We start from the raw sequence: 19,677 nt of genomic DNA on the forward strand, positions 1-19,677 counted from the left end.
ACAAAGAGCCTGCTTTGATTGTGATTTCTCAAAGCAGGCTCCTTTTTCTAAGCTCAGTTATTGACTCTCCTTATTCGGAGATTTTCTGCAGCAGCTTTAGATGGACCGCAGTCAGAAAATCCTTTTCCATGTCCGTCACATGGAAAACAGCTGAATACCACCCCTGCAGAAAGCGTCCGGATTAAATGGGAATCAAAACTAATTTTTGGGGATTCCTTTCTTACAGCAGCTTATGAAATTGATTCAGATAAGACAATTTTGAAAAACAGGCAGGAGTTTTTGTATCTATATTGAATTATTTAGAGATGCAAAGGGAACTACTGCCCGTCACCAACTATTTTACAGGAGGAACTGTATGCCTTTAACTGTGCAAGTATTAATAGGAATACTCGTTATCGGAACAATTATTATGATTGTTACATCCTTTATTCCGATGCCGGTCCGCCAGCCGCTCCCGGAAACAGAACCGGAACCAGAACCAAAAAAGAACAGGAAAGCTTCTTCCGGGAAATCTAAAGGAGAAAAAAAACCAGGGTTATTCAAAACAATGTTCGTTTCCGGAATTTATCAGCCGTTTAATCGTCTGGCTAAAAAAGCCCGTTATAAAAAACTTCAGACGGAACAAAGAAAGACCAGTCTAAATACATATGAAATACGTGTATATATGCTCCGGGATTATAAATATGCAGCGGAGAGCGCGAAGATGATGGCGAAAATCAGGCCGATCGGAAAAATCGTCCGGGCCGACAAGTACAGGGATTTGATGGAAGTAACTGCTTCGGAAATAGCGATGTTTGAAAGAGGAGAAACTAAAAAGTAGGGTTTTACAGATGGGAAAAAGCACAGCCTGCAGATGTTTTCTGCCTGCTGGGCTTTTTTTCTTTTCATTGGAATAACAAAGGTTTTAAAAAACGTGAAGAAGGAAAGGAGGGGATAGGGGCACAGCCCACACAAAGGCAGAAGGGGTGAAATAATATGGCCGAAAGTCAATCAGATTCTGCTCCTGCTTATGAAAAACCACAGGGAATCATTACCTCTGTTGTTATACTTATTGGCATTATCGCAGCAGCTGCCGCCTACCTCAATTCCGGATGGCAGTTCGTTATCCTTTATTTCCTGGGCTTTTTAATAGGTTTTACGCTTTTTCATACGCGGTACGGGTTTGCTTCTGTTTATATTCAGATGCTCGAAAACGGAAATACGGAAATGCTGCGGGGGCATATGCAGAAGTTAATTATTGCTGTCACGCTGTTCAGCCTGATTCTTTCCACGAATTCAGCGGCTTTCGGAGGGATGCCGGAAGGAGCAGTTGCTCCGATCAGTACTGGACTCGTAGTCGGTTCTTTCTTGTTTGGTTTCGGAATGAATATAGGCAGTAATCTCGCTCCTACGGCCATGCGGACGATGAAAGGCGGCCGCACAGCCCTGCTTTTTACAGCGACAGGCTTTCTGACGGGAGCGACTCTCGGTACCTACCATTTTTCATTTTGGAACAGTTCGCTTCCTAACACCGAAGCGATCTCGCTTGCAGAAGATACTCCGCTGGGCTTCTTCGGGGCATGGCTTTTACAGACCGTCATCTTTTCGCTTGTCATCATCGGCACTTATATTTACAAGAAAAGAAAGCGTCCACCGGCACTTCCTCCGATGCCGCGGGGAACAAACTGGACAGAAATTCTCTTTAAATCCTGGCCTATATGGGTCGGAGCGATGGTATTCGCTGTATTAAACGCCGCAGTATTATTCGTGATGGGAAGTCCGTGGAAAGTCACGGCAGCTTTTTCGCTCTGGGGCTCAAAAATCGCTCATGAAATCGGGCTGGATCCCGCTTCGTGGGGATACTGGGGGACGCAGGACCCGACAGCTTCTTTATCGGCTTCTCTTTTTACAAATGACTTAAGTGTGCTGAACTTCGGGGTTGTTTTCGGGACGATTTTAACAATGTCGCTTGCAGGTCTTATTCACTTCAGTAAAATACCGCTGCAGCTCGCCGGAATAACACTCCTTGGAGGAATTCTGATGGGCTACGGTGCGACGATCTCTTTTGGTGCCAACGTCGGCTCCTACTTCAGCGGACTTGCCTCGATGAGCCTGCACGCTTGGATATGGACGTTTATGGCTGTAGCGGGGGTTTACACCGCCTATTTTGCCGGCAGAAAAATCCCGTTTATTGCTACAAAATAAACTTGCCGCTAAACTATCTGCCGATCATGAGTAAGCAGGTATCGCATTTTGTTAAGAAATCTCCGGAGCTGTCCCGTAAGGATAGGGAGCACGGCTTCGCACGGACAAAAGCCTGTTAGACAAATCTCCGTCTAACAGGCTTTTTAATATCGTGTCAGGCTCCGCACGTGCTTTCCAGGCTGTCTCGACTTACCTTTTGAGACAGCCGCTTTATAAAGAGGCTTTGTTAAAGCTCCGTGTTGTTTTTGGAGTGCCTGCGGCTCCTCCGCCTGCCGCGGAGAAAGCTGGAAAGCTCCTCCACGGCAGGTCAGTTGAAGCGAAGTTTTCTTATATATATCAACAACAGCTTTAACACAGCTTATACAGAAAAGACCCCCTGTCTTTATCTTGAGACAGGGGGTCTTTTATTATTGCAGGTTTTTCACACAGGGCTTTACTGCCCGCCGGATTTTTCTGCGTTCTGTGCAGCACGGTCGGCCTGTTTATAATCTTTGCTGTAAAGAACCTCCTGTGCACTGCTCATACCATTATTACGCTCATTTATTAGATGAGACGGCATTTTGTTTTTATCCATGTGAAAGCACTCCTTTAAAGTAGGTCTTACAAGGCGGGTTCCCTGAGAAAAAAGCTGTTAAACATACGATTTCATAAGGTGTTCCCTGCGGCACTTACAGAAGGGAAGACCCGCCGTCGATAAACAGCTCTGTGCCGGTAATGTGCCTCGAGGCGTCCGAAGCAAGAAAGGAAACAAGATCAGCCACTTCTTCCGGCTGTCCGGGACCTCCTTCAAGCGGCTGATCTCCTTCCGGATACTCGACGGGAATTTCAATTTCTTTAAGTTTTTCGTCTTTCGGAAACGTGTTATCTCCAATATTGGTATCAATAAAGCCGGGGCATATCACATTCACGCGGATTTTGTAGTTGGTCAGTTCAAGGGCGGCCATCTTTCCGAAGGCGAGCTGGGCTGCCTTTGTACTGCTGTAGGCGGACATCCCGAAGTTGGAAAAAACGCGGGTGCCGTTGACAGAGCTCGTTAAAATGATGCTGCCTCCATTTTCTTTCATATGAGGGATAGCAGATTTGACGGTAAGAAAGGCTCCTTTCAGGTTGGTTTCAATTGTCTGATCCCATTCTTCTGCCTTTAAATCTTCGATAGGGGCAACCGTCCCGTTAATACCCGCATTGGCAAAAACGATGTCGACTCCGTCGAATGTATCAGCGGCCTGGTTAAACGCATCCTGAATCTGCTTTTCGTTGGAAGTATCTGCAGAGGCCACGAGTGCTTCTCCGCCGTTTTTTTCAATGGCTTCTTTCGTGTCCCTGCTGTCTTCTTCTTTTAAATCAACGAGGCAGACTTTTACTCCCTGCTCCGCGAGCTGAAGAGCGGCTGCCCGGCCCATGCCGGATCCTGCCCCTGTGATGACGGCCGTTTTTCCTTTAAGGGATGTATATTTTTCCATAATAGCCTCCTTTAAAATAGATAACGTTTCGTATAACTGTATCGCGATGCATTCGGATTTTTCTGAAATAAAAGCTGTTCTGCACCTTCTATGCAGGGGCTGAAAAAAGACACTCCCTGTAGAGAAGATCTGGGCTGGTAAAACAGGCATATGGATATCATATAGCCCTTCAAGTGGGAAATGAAACATGAAAAGGATGACTTTTCATTTATAAGAAGGCTGCCTTGAAAATAAAATAGATAAGCGTGCACCTTCGTTTCCATGGGGGCGCAGGGCCGGCCTCAGCTAATAAGAAAAGAAGCGTTCCCTCGAGGTGCACAAGGGACGCTTCTTTCAGCTTTTTTATTCATCTGCGGGGGGACTGCTGAGAATTCTGCTGAAAGTCCGGTACACAATAAAGAGGAAAGTGCCGATGTAAACACTCCACACTAAAGATAGAAACGGTCTGATAAAACGAAAGAAATAGATACCGGTGAGAATTCCGAGAGAAAATAAACAGACCTTTAATATACCGATATCCATGATGGAAAAGTCATTTACCGAATCAAAAAATTTCCGGATCCAATTTTCCATTTTCTCCACTCCCGCTCTTATCATTTTTGGCTCGTAAGGCGTGAATAATTTGTCCTGTTAGTAGTTATATCCCCGAAAAACAGAAACTTAATACTAGACTTTCCATTTTTTTATCCTGTTTCATCTCCACGGAGGTGTCTTGTTACATAAGGGGTTTTTGACAAAACTGAAATCCTAAAGTGTATTTCCTTCTGCCGGTATCGGCTGGTCTTTAAGCATTCGTGCAAAATGAATCAGGTTATAGGACATCATTTCGGTATTTTTCTTTGTGAATTCACTGTCCTGTCCGGCTTCCATATAGGAAGGACCCGGTCCTGCTTCTCCGACCCAATAGGAAAGGGCATTAGGAGGAACGGTGAAACCGATATTGATCATGGCGAAGAGGACCGCTCTTCCGGCTTCTTTGGCGCCGTCTTCGTTGCCGGTAACGAGGCATCCGAATACTTTGTTATAGTAGACCGACTGTCCGCTGTCGTTCTGCTCATCACTGTTGGCGTAGAGACGTTCCATAAACAGGGAGGCAATACTGCTTCTCTCACCGTTCCAGATCGGGGTTCCTAGCACTACGATATCTGCTTCTCTTACCTTTTCCATAATGGAAGGGAACTCATCTCCTCCACCCATGTCGAGGCTCATTCCGTGGGCAATTTTATAGTCGGCAAGACGGATTGTTTCGGTACTGACATCTTCTTTCGTCATCCATTGTCCCGACTTTTCCATTAAGGCTTCCGTATTGGATGTTTCTTCGCTTTTTTTCAAGGAAGTGTTCACATACAGTGCTTTCAATGGCATAAATCATCCGCTCCTTTTTATAAATGATTCGGTTAATGTTTCCGGATCCTGCGTAATAATGCTACTTGAAAATATTTCTTCATTCCGGCGTGAAAACTGTTCAAACCTACTGCTGGATCTGAAAAAGCTTTCTTCCGCTCACTTAATGATTTCCACGACAAGGGGACGCTTTCCGTGGGGGTGGTTTTCAACTAATTCCTCCCCTCCGGAAAGCAGCCTCCCTTAAAAAAAGATCCTGACTATACAGAACCTTTCACAAAGTTCAGGGAAAAGACGAGCAGACAGCTTTCCATAGTCTGACAGATACTGCTTTTATTCCCGATGTCGCTCGCTGTAAAACTTCAGCGGCGGTTGACTATATAAACAGAAGAGAATATAATGAATTCATTATATAAATGATTGTTAATATAAAAATAGAAAGCAGGGAGATTTAATGAATAAAACAGTCGAACATGCGATTCCCATGTACGCCGACCTGTTTAAAATGATCAGCGATAAAAACCGCTTAAAAATTCTTCTATATTTGAAAGAAGACGAATTCTGCGTCTGCGAGCTCGGTTCCCTCCTTCATATCAGTCAGCCGGCCGTAAGCCAGAACTTGAAAAAACTGCGCGAGGCTTCGATTATTAAATCCCGTAAACATGACCAGTGGCATTTTTACAGCCTGAATGAAGAGTATAAGCAGATTGATATGCTTCAATCTGTGCTCGAACAGCTTCCGTCTGCTGCGGACGAAATTAAAAGGATGAACGAGCAGGGGGAGCGGGTGCTCTGTACCGTTATTGACGTAAAAAACCCGGAAAATACAGCATCTGAAATAAAAACAGAAAACTAAAGGCAGCAAGCCGGACATAAAGGAATGCGAAAGGAGTAATACATGATGAAACGATTACAGCCGGATGATATTGCAGCAGCGAGACACCTGTTTTTTACAGGAAAAGGAGGTGTCGGTAAAACATCCACCGCCTGTGCGGCAGCAGTCAACCTTGCGGAAAAAGGAAAAAAAGTACTGATTGTAAGCACCGATCCTGCTTCGAACCTGCAGGATGTCTTTGGCATGGAACTGCCTAATGAGCCGACCCCTGTGGAGCATATTCCGAATTTATATGCGGCAAACCTGGATCCGGAAGAAGCGGCCCGCGAATACCGCGAACAGATGGTGGAACCATACCGCGGCCTGCTCCCCGAATCCGCTATTGCGAGCATGGAAGAGCAGCTTTCCGGAGCCTGCACAGTCGAAATTGCGGCATTTGACGAATTTTCAACACTGCTCGCTGACCGGGAGACAACGGATCAGTTTGATCATATTATTTTTGATACGGCACCGACCGGCCACACGCTGCGTCTGCTGCAGCTTCCGACGGCCTGGAGTGATTTTCTCGAAGGAAACGAAAACGGCGCTTCCTGCCTGGGACCGCTCGCCGGTCTGGAAAAGAAAAAAGACCTTTATGCGAAAACAGTGGAAGCATTGTCAAACGGGGACGAAACGGTACTTGTGCTTGTTGCAAGACCGGATGACTCTTCGCTCAGCGAAGCAGCGCGGGCAGGGCGTGAGCTGTCTGAGATCGGCATTAAAAATCAGAATCTAATTATCAATGGACTTTTTGAGCGGCATTCCAATGACGAAACGGCATTGCAGCTGGAAGAAAAACAGCGTGCGGCGCTGGCCGCTCTTCCAGAGGAAATCAAGCAGACGCCGACGTTTTATCTGCCGCTCGTCCCCTTTAATTTAACGGGACTGGATGCTTTAAGGAATTTCTTTAAGGAAGAAGTAATTTACGATACGGAGCTTCCGGCTGAGCAGGCTTCCCTTGAGCTTTCTTCCGTCAAAGCTGTAGTGGATGATCTGTCCCCGAAAAATCACGGCGTCTTCATGACGATGGGCAAAGGCGGCGTCGGGAAAACAACGATGGCAGCAGCCGTTGCGGTCGGCCTCGCCGAACGCGGACATCAGGTGCATCTGACGACGACCGACCCTGCCGCTCATTTGACACACGTACTCAATGAAGAATCGTTTTCAGGTACACTGAACATCAGTAAAATTGATCCGAAAACGGAAGTCGAAAACTATAAGCAGAATGTGCTCGGCAGCCTGAGCAGTGAACTGTCGGAAGAGGAATACGCCTACATTAAAGAAGATCTGGAATCCCCGTGTACCGAAGAAATTGCCGTATTTCAGGCTTTTGCTGAAGTCGTCGATAAAGCACAGGACGGATTTGTTGTTATTGATACGGCACCGACCGGCCATACGCTGCTGCTCCTGGATGCTGCGGAGTCGTACCACCGGGAAGTGGAAAGAACGGCGGGCAAGGCTTCGGAAGCGGTGAAAAAGCTGCTTCCGCGTCTGCGGGACCCGGAGCAGACGTTCGTTTCACTTGTCACACTGCCGGAAGCAACACCGGTGTTTGAAGCCGGGCGTCTTCAGGAAGATCTGCGCCGGGCAGGAATTGAGCCGGCCTGGTGGATAATCAATCAAAGTTTTCAGGCTTCTCAGACTACCGATCCGATATTAAAAGGACGGGCTTACGCAGAGCAGGAATGGATTGAAAAAGTGAAAAAGGTACTCGCTCCCCGCACGGTAATCGTTCCGTGGCAGGCGGATAAAGTGATCGGCCTCGAAAAATTGAAGACGATGATGTCTTAAAACTTCTTTCATCATCTATAGAAGTATCGTCCTCCGCCGGTGTGCGGAAGGATATCTTTGATAAATAAAAACAGGGGGAGGGGGAAGAATCCCTTCCACTGTTTTTGATTTTCGAAACTCAACATAGACGCAGGAGGCCCTACATAACATGACACAAATCGTATTAGCTTCGGCTATTTTTGTTTTAACCCTTATTCTTGTTATCTGGCAGCCGCGGGGACTCTCGATCGGCTGGTCTGCTTCAGCCGGGGCTGTTCTTGCGCTGCTCGTCGGAGTCGTCAGTTTCCAGGACGTCGGAGAAGTAACCGGCATCGTCTGGAATGCGACGCTGACTTTTATCGGTATTATTATCATTTCGCTTATTTTAGATGAAATCGGCTTCTTTGAATGGGCGGCGCTTCACATGGCGAAAGTTGCAAAGGGAAACGGCGTGAAAATGTTCGTTTTCGTTTCGCTGCTTGGATCGGTCGTGGCTGCGCTGTTTGCAAACGACGGGGCGGCGCTGATTTTAACGCCGATCGTCCTTGCTATGGTCCGCGCCCTGAATTTTAAAGAAGCGATGATTCTTCCGTTTATTATGGCCAGCGGTTTTATTGCGGATTCGACTTCGCTGCCTCTGATGATAAGCAACCTTGTAAACATCGTTTCAGCGGACTATTTTGGTATTGGATTTATCGAATATGCGTCCTACATGATCGTCCCGAACTTTTTCGCTCTCGGGGCAAGTATTCTCGTTTTGTATATTTATTTCCGGAAAGACATTCCGAAAAAATATGATATGTCGATGCTGCGTACTCCTAAAGACGCGATTAAGGACCACCGCATGTTCCACATGTCCTGGTTCGTGCTTGGCCTGCTTCTGGCCGGGTATTTCCTGAGCGAATTTATTTATATTACGAATCCGGTCAGCGGCGAGTCGATGACGTTTCCCGTCTCCTTTGTTGCGATGACGATCGCTGTTCTCTTCCTACTTATGGCGAGAAGAAGTCCCGCGGTCAATACGCGTCAAGTCATGAAAGGCGCTCCCTGGGCGATTGTCGTTTTCTCTATCGGAATGTACGTCGTCGTATTCGGACTCAGAAATGTCGGTTTAACCGATGTGCTCGCAGGTGTTCTCCAGAGTTCTGCTCAGGGCGGTATGTTCTTTGGGATTATGTCGATGGGCTTTATCGCTGCGTTTCTTTCTTCGATCATGAACAATATGCCGACGGTAATGATCAATGCGCTCGCGATTAATGATGCGAACCTGACAGGGGCGATGAAGGATGCCTTTATTTATGCAAACATTATAGGTTCGGATCTGGGTCCGAAAATCACCCCGATCGGTTCCCTTGCGACACTGCTCTGGCTGCATGTTTTAGCTACGAAAGGATTCAGAATTTCCTGGGGCTACTACTTTATGGTGGGGATTGTTATTACTATTCCTACGCTGTTTATTACGCTGACAGGGCTGTATCTATGGTTCCTCGTTATCGGATAACGCTTCTTCCTCCGCAGATTCTGCGGGGGATTTTTTTGGGAAGCTGAGGGAAGAAGGGTTTTAAGGAAAAGTGAAGAAGTTTGTAGTATATGAAAGAAAAAAGGAGCGGAAGCAGTTATGTATGTTGTTACAAGCGAAGAAATGAGAAAAATAGATGCCTATGCCATTCAAAAAATAGGACTGCCGAGTCTCGTGTTAATGGAAAATGCAGGTCGCGGGGCGGCGAAAGCAGCCGTATCCGGCGAACAGGCGGAAATCCGGCGATGGGCGGTGCTTGTCGGGAAAGGCAATAACGGGGGAGACGGAGTCGCTGCCTCCCGTCATTTAATGGAGTGGGGTTTTTCTCCAACGATCATTTATGTGGATAATCCGGACTCTTTTCAGGGCGAAGCGGCGATTCAGCGCGACATTGCAGCTGCCTTCGGCGTCCCGTCGGTTATCTATGAAGAAGGAGAAGTGAACTGGGCGGATTATGACGGTATTGTCGATGCTCTGCTCGGAACCGGCAGCAGCGGGGCTCCCCGAAAGAAGTATGCTTCGCTGATCATCGAAGCGAATGAAAGCGTGCTGCCGATAACCGCGATGGATATACCGAGCGGACTGGATCCGGACACCGGCCAGGTTCATACGCCCTGCATTCAGGCGGAACGAACCGCAGCACTTGCCTATACGAAGCGCGGTCTGGAGCAGTACCCGGGTCTGAAACAAGCCGGGGAAGTGAGCATCTGTTCAATCGGAATAATGGCCGATCTCGCTTCTGAGCATGACGTGCGAACCTTCCGGACAGATGCAGCGATGCTGGAAAAAAGATTCGGCATTTATCACGGAGAGCCTGCGAGAGAAGCGGACTCCAACAAAGGCACTTACGGCCACGTGCTGACAGCTGCCGGCACCCGGTTGATGGCCGGGGCCGGACTTATGAGTGCGACAGCTTCCCTTCGTATCGGAGCGGGACTGGTAACCTGGGCAGTCCCGGAGCGGGTACTCGACAACGTCGTCGGCCGCCAGCCGGAAATAATGCTTACCGCCTTTGCCGATGAAGGAACCGGCGACTGGTCAGCAGTAAAAGCATCGGACGTGGTGAACGTAATAGAAAACAAGCAGGCTGCGGTCCTCGGCCCGGGAATGGGGCGGTGGAAAAAAGACCGGGACTGGCTGGAGAAGATATGGAAAACGTCCAGCTGCCCGCTTGTTATTGATGCCGACGGGCTGAACATTCTTTCCGAAACAAATTTTTCTCTTTGGAAAAAGCGGAGTGCTCCGGTTATTCTTACACCGCACCCGGGTGAAATGGCAAGGCTTTGCGGCTGCTCCGTAAAGGAAGTGCAGCAGGACCGGATCGGTATCGCCCGTCAGTTTGCGGAGAAAAATGGAGTCGTGGTCGTATTAAAAGGAGCGCGAACGGTCACGGCGGCACCTGATGGATCAGTAAGTATCAACACGACTGGCAATCCGAAGATGGCAACGGGCGGTGCGGGGGATGTGTTAACCGGAGTTATCGCAGGTCTGCTTGCTCAAGGTTTTGAGGCAGAAAGTGCCGCTGTTTACGGCGTGTATCTCCACGGACTCGCAGGCGACGAGGCAGCGCAGAAGCGCAGCCGTTCCCGCGCGGTAGCCGCGGGGGATATTATTGACGAATTATAATAGGTCGGGACGGGTAAACGGGTTTGTAGTTTTTCAGGATTTTCCTTTTATGCAGAATGCAATGAATGATGTTTGTAAGGGGGGCTCTTTATAAGAAGTAAGAAGCTCCTCTGCGTTTTTACTGGGCGCTGGAGTGGCCCCCGGGCAGTGAAGGGCGAGTAAAAGATGCGTTCAACAGGGAGGAAAGGATTAACTGACGCCCTGCGCACTTATGGAAACGAAGGCGTCTTTTTACCGCTTATATACTCTATTTTCAAGGTGGCTTGCCAGGAAGGTTGAAGATATTGAAATAGTATAGAGAGGAAGCATTTATTTAATGAAGGAATTGGAACGAAGGCTTATTTACTTGTTCACTGGAGAATTTTCTTCGATGGGAATATTTATTATTATTTATGTTTCTTATGACGTTAATCCTAATAACAGCCTTTCATTGATCTATGTATTCATCGTATTAAATTTTATCTTATTCCAGGCCGGTTTTTACTGGTTCATAAAGTGGAGGAGAATGAAGACAGAAAAAACAATTTTTCCAAAACTTTATAAGGTCCTTAATCTGTGTAAGAAAGTGAACTTAGCTTTGATTGGTGCTGCGCCCATTTTTATTCTTAGTGAAATTGTTTTTTTGAACAGAGTTTCCTATTTTGAATTTTCTCTTATGATGCTCATTTATGTTTTCACTGTTATCGAACATATAAATTACTACCATATTCAATTAACGAATTATAAAAAGGGGAGAGGAAGCAGGCCCTCGATTGATAAAGAAATAAATAGAGATTACAGGCAGGGAGGCTGAATACAGCGCTTTGTCAGTATTTGCTTTTTGTAGGATGACAAACGCAGCTTTAGCGAGACTCACCAGAGCGGTCCGACGGGCTCTGCTTCGTTCTTTTAAAGAGGGAAAAATCCGGATTTTCAACCTCTGGTTCTGAAAATGGCATAAGAACAGCCGTTTTTGGGTTTGGTAGAAGGAGAGGAGAACCGGTTCTCTTAATTGCTGCTTCGGTTCTGTTAATTCAGGGAGAAGTTTGAAGTTAGTATAAAAAGTGGACACGTGTTCATGATAGAATAACAGCTACTAAACAGAAAGCAGGGAGGGATCACGGATGCCGAAAGGAGAGAATCATTACGACAAAGGCTTCCGCCGGTATGTTGCCAAACTGGTCGTGCAGGATGGACGGAAGCCGGCGGATCTGGAGCGGGAGCTTGGCATTTCCTATAGTTCCCTCATGCGATGGATTAAAACGTATAAGGAAGAACAAGAAAAAGCAAAAAAGACGGACCAGGAGCGCCTCCTCACCGCCACGGAATACCGCAGTCAGCTGGAAGCTTCCGAGAAAGCGCGGCGGGAGCTGGAAGAGGAAAATGATATCTTAAAAAAAGCGCTGCACATCTTCGCGGAGGACCCGGAAAAGTAGCATGGTTTACGTTTATCGAGGAGCACGCGGAGGAACACCGCGTGACGAAGATGTGCCAGGTTCTCGGGGTCTCCCGTTCCGGGTATTATGACTACATCAAACGAAAGAAGGAAGGTCCCTCTTCGAGGGAAAGCGGGCGGCGGAAACTGGAGCAGGCGATCCGTTGGCTCTTTCTGGAGAGCCGCGAAACCTACGGCAGCCCGCGGATCCATGCCCGCCTGATCCAGGAAGGATGGATCGTCTCCCAAAAGACCGTGGCCAACCGGATGAAGGAGCTCGGGCTTGCGTCCCGCCGCTGCTGGAAACGGGTGGGCACCACGAAAGCTTCCGCTCACGGACAGGTATATCCCAATGAACTGGGACGTGCTTTTCGCCCGAAAGAGCTGGATCAGGCCTGGGCTGTGGATATCACCTACATCCCAACCCTCGAAGGGGCGCTGTATTTCAACCCGGTGCTGGACCTGTGCTCCAAACGGATCCTGGCCTACAGCCTGGAGGATCATATGAAAACGGAGCTGTCAAAACAGGCCCTGGAAGAGGCCCTCGGGCGTCGCCGGCCGGAGAAGGGACTGATTCATCACTCGGACCAGGGTTCGCAGTACACCGCCAAGGATTACGTGAACGTCCTGCAGGAAGTGAAAGCGACCATCAGTATGAGTGCCAGAGGCGACCCGTATGACAATGCCTGTCTGGAGTCCTTTTTTTCGGGATTCAAGCAGGAATTCCTCTACCTCTGGGACCTGCCGAGCAAACGAGAAGCCCGGGAGCTGATCGCGGACTATGTGCACTTTTATAACGAGGAACGGCTGCATTCCACGCTCGGGTACGAGACCCCGGCCGCCTTTGAACGAGAGAAAAAAAGACAGACACTTTCATCGATCAGCTTTCCATCTGGATAAAAGCGGGAAACGTGGACAGAGTGGGAAAAACAGGAACAAAAGCAGAAAAAAGGTGACCGTGTTTTGTCCACTTTTTTGACAGAAGCACAAGTTCTGTTTATTCGAAGTCCGGTTTTAATAATCAGGAGAAAAGTTTTTTTAATGGCACGCGGTTCTGTTATTTCACAAGCAGGTTCTGTTAAAGGCAGCAAAAGTTCTTTTAATTAAGACCCGATCCGCTGTCGGAACATAGCGGCTTCTGTCTGTTCTGTCTCTCTACTCATCTCAGCAGAGCACCAGGCAGCAGCTCTTGTCCCGCAAAGGGCGGATTCAGTTTTTTCTTCCTGGTTCTGCCTCCGAATACGCTCTCACATACCAATGATAAAATGCTGGTGAAACTAAATAAAACCCCCGCTGTCCCGGAGAATCTCCAGAAACAGCGGGGGTTTAAAAGGGTTCTATTAATTAACGGAAACTTGAACGGGATTTTCGTTTTCTGCTTCTTCCTCTGCTGTGAAGACAATATTGTCACCGTTGGCTGTTACTGAGTAGCCGTCAACTCCTCCGTCCAGCGCTGTGGCTGCTTTTACAGCAATGATATCAACAGCATCGCCTTCACGTACATCTACTTCTGCCGATGCGGAAGGGTTCTCTGTCGTAATCGTAATCGTGCCTGAAGCAGAAGCTTCATTTTGAACAGAAGCCTGGACAACGGATTCCGTACCTTCTTCCCCTGCACGGGCTAGAGAACTGGAACCATCGTTGCCAATGACGATATTGTCTGTGGACGTAAAGGTCAGTTCATTATCATCAGAGCCTCGTTCTTCGGCGTTGGTTATTGCCAGGGCACGTCCACCGTCTGCGTTGGTATTTTCAAAGGAAAAGCGGTCAAGGTGATCGTTATCCTGGCTCTGATAAGTTTCCAGTGCTTCAATAAGCAGATCGACCTGCTGGGCGGAGCTGCTGTATTCATCAGCATTAAACGTCAGCTCCACCGCCCGGTTTGTCGGTGTTTCAATGGAATAATCGGCTTCTTGTTCCGTAGTTTCGATAAAGACAGTGACACCGTTAAACGTAAATTCCCCGTTTTCAATGCCATTATCTCTCGCTTCAAACTGGCCGGTATCCCACCGGGCTGCAACAGGATCTGTGCCTACTGTGTCTTCGCTTCCGGAGGCGATATTAACCTCAGGATCTCCTTCTTCTGTTGATGCAGCCTGATCAACAGCCTGCAGCTGCAGCGGTTCCTCTTTTGCTTCTTCCGTAGAAGCAGTGAAAACAATAGAATTATCTTGGGAGCTTACATCGTACCCTTCGATGCTTCCGGAAAGAGCGTCGGCGGCTTTTTCTGCAATGACAGCAGGGCTGTCTCCTTCTGACACGTCAAAGGAAACTTCGGTTTCAGGATCCCACGTGGAGATAGTAAGTGTGCCATCGGCGGCTGCTTCATTTTGTACCCCGGCCTGGTAAATGGCTGTCGTGCCGTCTGCACCGCTTACAGTAATACTGCTGGCATCATCATTACCGATGACAACCGTATCATTAGTTGTAATGGTCAGATCGTTATCGGCCGATCCTTCTTCTGGATCACCGGTAATTTCAAGAGCCCGGCCGCCGCTGGCATTGGCATTATCAAAGGAAAAACGGTCCAGCTCTTCATTGGCACTGTCCTGATACGCTTCCAGTGCTTCGATGAACAAATCAACCTGCTGACCGCTCGTCCTGTATTCGGAGGCATCAAAGTTCAATTCAACGGAACGGTTATCCGGTTCGCTGATTGTATAGCCGTCCACCGATTCTTCAGCGTTTACAGTCAGCGTGACACCATTAAAGGAAAATTCTCCATCTGTATCACCATTGGCCAACGTTTCAAATTGCCCTGTATTCCAGACAGCAGCGACGGGATCTTCACCGTTACGCTCTGTGGAAGTGTTACTAATGGAGACATTGGTTTCTTCTCCTGCTTCCATTTCTTCAATAATTTTATCCTGTACGCCTTCTTCTCGGAAAAGGAAAGTTGCAAAGTCTTCACGCTTCACATCGTTATCCGGGCGGAACGTGTTGTCAGGATAGCCGTCTGTCAGGCCTTCTTCATAGATCGAACCAATTTCTTCTTCATAAAAATTGCCGTCGATGTCGGTGAACGGTACTTCTTCCTGTGCTGGTGGGAGATCGAAAGCACGCGTCATGATAATAGACATTTCACCTCGGGAAAGGGTTTCTTCCGGGCGGAATGTGTCATCCGTATGCCCTTCAATGATCCCCATTTCCGCTGCTGCAGCAACTTCGTCATAGAAATAATCTTCTTCGTCCACGTCAGTGAAAGAAGGGTCCCCGGAAGAGTCGCCATTTTCATAACCGAGAACACGGGCAAGCAGAACAGCAGCGTCAGCGCGGGTAAGATCTTCTCCGGTGCCGAACGAACCGTCGCCCATCCCTTCAATCAAATTTCCCTCTGTCATAAAGAGGACAGGATCCGTATAATATTTGTCTTCCGGCACGTCGTTGTAAGGGTTATCTGCTTCTTTATCAGCAAAGCGGTCTTCTTCGGCCGAAGCTGCTCCGGCTGTACCACTCCAGATAACAAGAGCAGAAACAGCCCCTGCAATAAAGTGTCGATACGTTCGAGGATTGTAAGTCATAAAAAAAACTCCCTTTTTCAATATAATGATCATTTTCTTCATCGTGAACTATTGCAACATAATAATTCACAATTTTACATATTGTCCCTTTACCTTGTTCTCCATTTATTCAAACGTGGGATTACATTTATTGATAGTTTTTGTTGAAGGAGATAAAGAATAAATTCCTTTTAAAATGTTTATATATGTTGGACTTAATAATTCGTTTCCGTTTCTGCAAACAACCGCTTTCTTTTCCATGGGGGCGCAGGGCCGGTCTCAGCTAATCCCTTCCCCCCCTATGGTCGGGCGGGATGAGGCTCCTCCTTTTTCCGCAGTGCCTTCCGGATGTGATAAAATTTCAATGGAAGTATTAATATCCAATAGATCATATAAACTAAGAATCAGAAAATTATAATATTAGGGTTGACTTCTTTATGAAAGCGCTTTATCATTTAAAACAACTTCCTGATTACGTATTCACAAGCGAATATTGTCTTGAAGTTTCAAGAGGAGAGGTAGCAGAATGGTGTCATCCAAAGATGTAGCAAAGTATGCAGGAGTATCTCAATCAACTGTGTCGAGGGTGCTGAATGACCCTTCCAAAGTAAATGCTGACAATGTACGCAAAGTCCAGGAAGCCATGAAGGCACTTAAATACCGGCCTAATTCGGTGGCAAGGTCGCTCGTCAGTAATCAGACTAAAACAATCGCTCTCATTTCAGGACCGCTTCACAATCCTTTTTTCGTGGAGACTACTACATCGATCGTTAACTACGCAGAAGTCAAAGGCTACCGGACGATGGTGTTTTTTGAACATACAGATGAAAACCGGCCGGTATACGATGCAGTACTCGCTGAACGGGTAGACGGAATTTTACTCTCTTCCATTTTTCGGGACGATAGTATATTTGATGAATTACACGCATTAAATATACCTATTGTGATGTACAACCGAAGACATAACCGCGGAGGCAATTACGTCGAAATTGATAATGAACTTTCAGGATCAATCGCAGCCTCTCATCTGCTGGAACTGGGGCACAGAAACCTTGGTTTAATCGGGGGGCCGGATTATACTTCGACGTTTCATGGACGTAAGACAGGGTTTGTTCGGGAGTATGAAAGATGGTTAGGACAAGCATTCCCTGAGGAGATGATAGTTGAAACAAATACGACAGAAGCTGCTGTGCACCAGGCAGTACTTGATTTAACTAGCCGCAAGAAAATGCCTACTGCAATTTTTGCAGCAACGGACGCTATTGCTTTTTTTGCCATGGATAAACTGCAGGAGATAGGATACAGCATTCCTGAGGATATAAGTATCTGCGGGATGGATAATGTTAATTTCGCAAGCCACCAGTCTTTTCAGCTTACTTCCATCGGTCAAAAAGGACCTAAAAATCTTGGACTTATAGGGGCGGAACATTTGATTGATTTAATAGAGGAAGAGCCTCTTGAGGAAGTTCAGATTACGCTTGAACCGACATTGTACGACCGCAAAACAACCAAACCAATTTGAAAAGAGCCTGTAATAGGCTCGATTCTTTTCGAAAAATTTGAATACGTATTCACAAACTGTGAGGGACGGGAGGAAATATACATGAATACAGCAGTACAGACACGCGGTTGGTTTATAGGAGGAAAAGAAAGACATGCAGATGCCACCTATCCAGTTAATAACCCGTATACCAATCAGCCGCTGGCTTATGTCGCAGAGGGCTCCAAGGAAATGATGAGAGAAGCAATTGAGGAAGCGCACAAAGCTTTTCAAATCGTAAAGAAAATGACAAAGAGGCAGAGAGCCCAGATTTTATTTGAGGCGGCAGCCCTGATTGAGCTTGAAAAAGAAGAAGCGGCACAGATTATCTGCCTCGAGGCGTGTAAGCCGATAAAAGCAGCCCGGGGCGAAGTAGAACGAACGATTCAGACACTGCAGTTTTCTGGAGAAGAAGCGAAGCGTCTGGACGGGGAGTATCTTTCCCTGGATGCAGCAGCGGGCGGAGAAGGACGGGACGCCTATACAATATTTGAACCAATCGGTGTCGTAGCCGCCATTACCCCTTTTAATTTCCCATTAAATTTAACCATTCATAAAGTCGGTCCGGCTATAGCAGCCGGTAACACAATCGTTATTAAACCGGCGGAGCAGACACCGCTTTCGAGTTTATATCTGGCAGATGTATTAACGAGAGCCGGCCTGCCTGAGGGAGCAATTGCAGTCGTCCCTGGAGAAGGGCCTCCATTAGGTGAAGTTATGCTTGAAGATGAAAGAGTAAAGAAGATTTCTTTTACGGGCAGCCCAAGGGTGGGGAAGCTGCTTAAAAATCAAGCGGGGTTAAAGAAGATGACGCTTGAACTCGGCAGTAATTCTGCGATGTATGTAGATAAATCAGTTACAGATATGGAAGGGGTGGCAGATAAAGCAGTGCAGGGTGCTTTTTCCTATAATGGGCAGGTCTGTTTGAGTACTCAAAGGATTTATGTCCACAACGAAGCAGCACCTGCTTTTAAAAAAGCTTTTGTAGAAGGGACAAAAAAACTTCAGTTCGGGGCGCCGGATTCAGAAAGTACGGATGTTTCCAGTCTAATAAACAAGAATTCAATAGATAGAATCCTTTCGTGGATTGAAGAAGCATCCTCCGCAGGAGCAGAAGTTTTAACCGGCGGACAAGCAGAGGCTAATGGCGTTCTGCCTACGGTTTTAGGGAATGTCCCGCCGGAGACGAAAGTTTCCTGTCAGGAAGTGTTCGGCCCTGTTGTACTTATTAATGAGGTGAAAGATGAAAATGAAGCGCTGGAAGCAATGAATGACAGTGTTTTTGGATTGAACGCCGGTGTCTTTACTAACGATCTTAAACAGGCGCTGCATATGGCTCACGAATTGGAAGTCGGACAAGTTCTGGTGAATGATGTACCTACGCTTCGATTTGATCACATGCCGTATGGAGGAGTGAAACAATCTGGATATGGCCGGGAAGGAGTGAAATACGCCATCAGGGAAATGTCGGAATTAAAAATGATAAGTCTGAATTTTTCTTAGGAGATGTAAATGTCATTTCATCAAGAAGAAGCGCAATTGTGACCGAATCGTTCCTCTTTCAAAACTCTCTTGAACAGCCGGGAGTTGATGCAGGACCGCCTGTACGATTAAAAACAGTTGTAGAAAGCTTTTGACCGTTCCTCTATTTGTTGAAAGCCGGGTGAAAAGCCGGAGATGGTGAGGTCAGGAGGATTTAATGACGAGATGAAGATCCATCTCTCCCGACCCCAGGGAGGAAGAGTGAGGGCTTTCTCCGCGGCAGGCAGAGGAGCCGCAGGCAATCCAATAACAACACGGAGCTTTAACAGAGCCTATTTTCAAGGTGGATTTTAAGAAAGGAGTACTGCTATGGAGATTCAAACATTGAAGTTTGAACCGAGATTTGAAAGACAGAGAGTTTATTACCCAAACCTGCTCACAGTCTGGACTGCTTCCTACCGGTCTGTTTTCGGTATAAGAGAAGAAAAAGTGGCGTTGATGACTAATCTTGTTAAAGGCGGATCAGGCTTTGTTTCCTCTCCACCCACCGTAAAAATGAAAGCGTTACCAGGGGAGGTACTTCCCGGAATCATGTCTGTGGAAGAAGCAGAGGAGGAAGCGCATGAAACGATGCGGCGCCATTATTTGCATAAAGCCCGTTCCTGGAACGTGCCGACTTTCATTCATCACAAAACGGAGAAAATATACGTGCCTTATGAATATTTTTTACAAAACACCCGATGGCTGAAAAAAGAAAGAATGTACCTGCATGAACCTGTTTCTCAATATGAAGACCGATTAAAGAAATATCCGGAAATCGAAGCTTTTATTCAGATGAAGGAGGGGATTTCATGAATATGCTTGTAATTATGGCAGTGTTGATTATTGGAACTTGGATCGGTATGGCATTTGTCTTGTTTAAAACTAAGATCATGGATGAAAACGAGTAGAAGGAGGGTAATAA

At 47.0% G+C, this 19,677-nt stretch carries 16 protein-coding genes and 2 pseudogenes; 13 read left to right on the forward strand and 5 right to left on the reverse strand.

Annotated elements, in window-relative coordinates; translation table 11 throughout:
• The first annotated feature begins 355 nt into the window (after positions 1–355).
• Positions 356–820 carry a hypothetical protein gene (locus FTX54_RS02655; RefSeq protein WP_147803965.1) on the forward strand — a complete coding sequence of 155 codons (465 nt, stop codon included), beginning with the start codon at positions 356–358 and terminating at the stop codon, positions 818–820.
• A 155-nt stretch (positions 821–975) separates the two neighbouring features.
• Positions 976–2,184: a YeeE/YedE family protein gene (locus tag FTX54_RS02660; protein ID WP_147803966.1), complete on the forward strand. Its 1,209-nt coding sequence runs from the start codon at positions 976–978 to the stop codon at positions 2,182–2,184.
• A 433-nt stretch (positions 2,185–2,617) separates the two neighbouring features.
• On the opposite strand, the gene FTX54_RS02665 is transcribed toward FTX54_RS02660, so the two are convergent.
• The 4 genes from FTX54_RS02665 to FTX54_RS02680 form a co-directional block, all read right to left on the reverse strand.
• A complete protein-coding gene (locus FTX54_RS02665; protein ID WP_422387414.1) occupies positions 2,618–2,758 on the reverse strand; it encodes a YfhE family protein in 141 nt (46 codons plus the stop codon).
• Between the two features lie 94 nt (positions 2,759–2,852).
• Positions 2,853–3,644 (reverse strand): SDR family oxidoreductase, encoded by a 792-nt coding sequence (locus tag FTX54_RS02670; protein ID WP_147803967.1) that lies wholly within the window; start codon positions 3,642–3,644, stop codon positions 2,853–2,855.
• Between the two features lie 342 nt (positions 3,645–3,986).
• Entirely contained in the window at positions 3,987–4,217 is a 231-nt protein-coding gene (locus FTX54_RS02675) for a hypothetical protein (RefSeq protein ID WP_147803968.1), read from the reverse strand.
• A gap of 174 nt (positions 4,218–4,391) precedes the next feature.
• Positions 4,392–5,009 carry a flavodoxin family protein gene (locus FTX54_RS02680; RefSeq protein WP_281285238.1) on the reverse strand — a complete coding sequence of 206 codons (618 nt, stop codon included), beginning with the start codon at positions 5,007–5,009 and terminating at the stop codon, positions 4,392–4,394.
• A 433-nt stretch (positions 5,010–5,442) separates the two neighbouring features.
• On the opposite strand from FTX54_RS02680, the gene FTX54_RS02685 reads away from it, so the two are divergent.
• The 7 genes and pseudogenes from FTX54_RS02685 to FTX54_RS02715 all read left to right on the forward strand — a co-directional run.
• Positions 5,443–5,844 carry an ArsR/SmtB family transcription factor gene (locus tag FTX54_RS02685; protein ID WP_147803969.1) on the forward strand — a complete coding sequence of 134 codons (402 nt, stop codon included), beginning with the start codon at positions 5,443–5,445 and terminating at the stop codon, positions 5,842–5,844.
• A 42-nt stretch (positions 5,845–5,886) separates the two neighbouring features.
• On the forward strand, positions 5,887–7,653 hold the full coding sequence (gene arsA / locus FTX54_RS02690) for an arsenical pump-driving ATPase (RefSeq protein WP_422387415.1): 1,767 nt from the start codon (positions 5,887–5,889) through the stop codon (positions 7,651–7,653).
• 148 nt (positions 7,654–7,801) lie between these two features.
• Positions 7,802–9,133 carry an arsenic transporter gene (locus FTX54_RS02695; protein WP_281285239.1) on the forward strand — a complete coding sequence of 444 codons (1,332 nt, stop codon included), beginning with the start codon at positions 7,802–7,804 and terminating at the stop codon, positions 9,131–9,133.
• 117 nt (positions 9,134–9,250) lie between these two features.
• Positions 9,251–10,777: an NAD(P)H-hydrate dehydratase gene (locus FTX54_RS02700; protein WP_147803970.1), complete on the forward strand. Its 1,527-nt coding sequence runs from the start codon at positions 9,251–9,253 to the stop codon at positions 10,775–10,777.
• Positions 10,778–11,093: 316 nt separating this feature from the next.
• A complete protein-coding gene (locus tag FTX54_RS02705) occupies positions 11,094–11,570 on the forward strand; it encodes a hypothetical protein (protein WP_147803971.1) in 477 nt (158 codons plus the stop codon).
• Positions 11,571–11,880: 310 nt separating this feature from the next.
• Positions 11,881–12,192, forward strand: a complete 312-nt coding sequence (locus FTX54_RS02710; RefSeq protein WP_147805368.1) for a transposase — start codon at positions 11,881–11,883, stop codon at positions 12,190–12,192.
• 11 nt (positions 12,193–12,203) lie between these two features.
• Positions 12,204–13,091, forward strand: a pseudogene (locus FTX54_RS02715) (IS3 family transposase); the annotation flags it as partial.
• A 440-nt stretch (positions 13,092–13,531) separates the two neighbouring features.
• Here the strand turns inward: FTX54_RS02715 and FTX54_RS02720 are convergent.
• Positions 13,532–15,712, reverse strand: coding sequence for an S-layer homology domain-containing protein (locus FTX54_RS02720; RefSeq protein ID WP_187254649.1), 2,181 nt, complete (start codon positions 15,710–15,712; stop codon positions 13,532–13,534).
• Positions 15,713–16,214: 502 nt separating this feature from the next.
• Here FTX54_RS02720 and FTX54_RS02725 point away from each other — a divergent pair.
• From FTX54_RS02725 to FTX54_RS02740, 4 genes and pseudogenes are all read left to right on the forward strand, one after another.
• Positions 16,215–16,349, forward strand: a pseudogene (locus tag FTX54_RS02725) (LacI family DNA-binding transcriptional regulator); the annotation flags it as partial.
• Complete coding sequence (locus tag FTX54_RS02730; RefSeq protein ID WP_281285266.1) at positions 16,335–17,213, forward strand: LacI family DNA-binding transcriptional regulator; 879 nt, start codon at positions 16,335–16,337, stop codon at positions 17,211–17,213. The pseudogene FTX54_RS02725 and the gene FTX54_RS02730, both read left to right, overlap by 15 nt.
• Before the next feature lie 81 nt (positions 17,214–17,294).
• Positions 17,295–18,734, forward strand: a complete 1,440-nt coding sequence (locus FTX54_RS02735) for an aldehyde dehydrogenase family protein (RefSeq protein WP_147804869.1) — start codon at positions 17,295–17,297, stop codon at positions 18,732–18,734.
• Positions 18,735–19,082: 348 nt separating this feature from the next.
• Positions 19,083–19,568, forward strand: a complete 486-nt coding sequence (locus tag FTX54_RS02740; RefSeq protein ID WP_147804870.1) for a hypothetical protein — start codon at positions 19,083–19,085, stop codon at positions 19,566–19,568.
• Positions 19,569–19,677 lie beyond the last annotated feature (109 nt).

The sequence above is a fragment of the Alkalicoccus halolimnae genome (assembly GCF_008014775.2).
Taxonomy (GTDB): domain Bacteria; phylum Bacillota; class Bacilli; order Bacillales; family Salisediminibacteriaceae; genus Alkalicoccus; species Alkalicoccus halolimnae.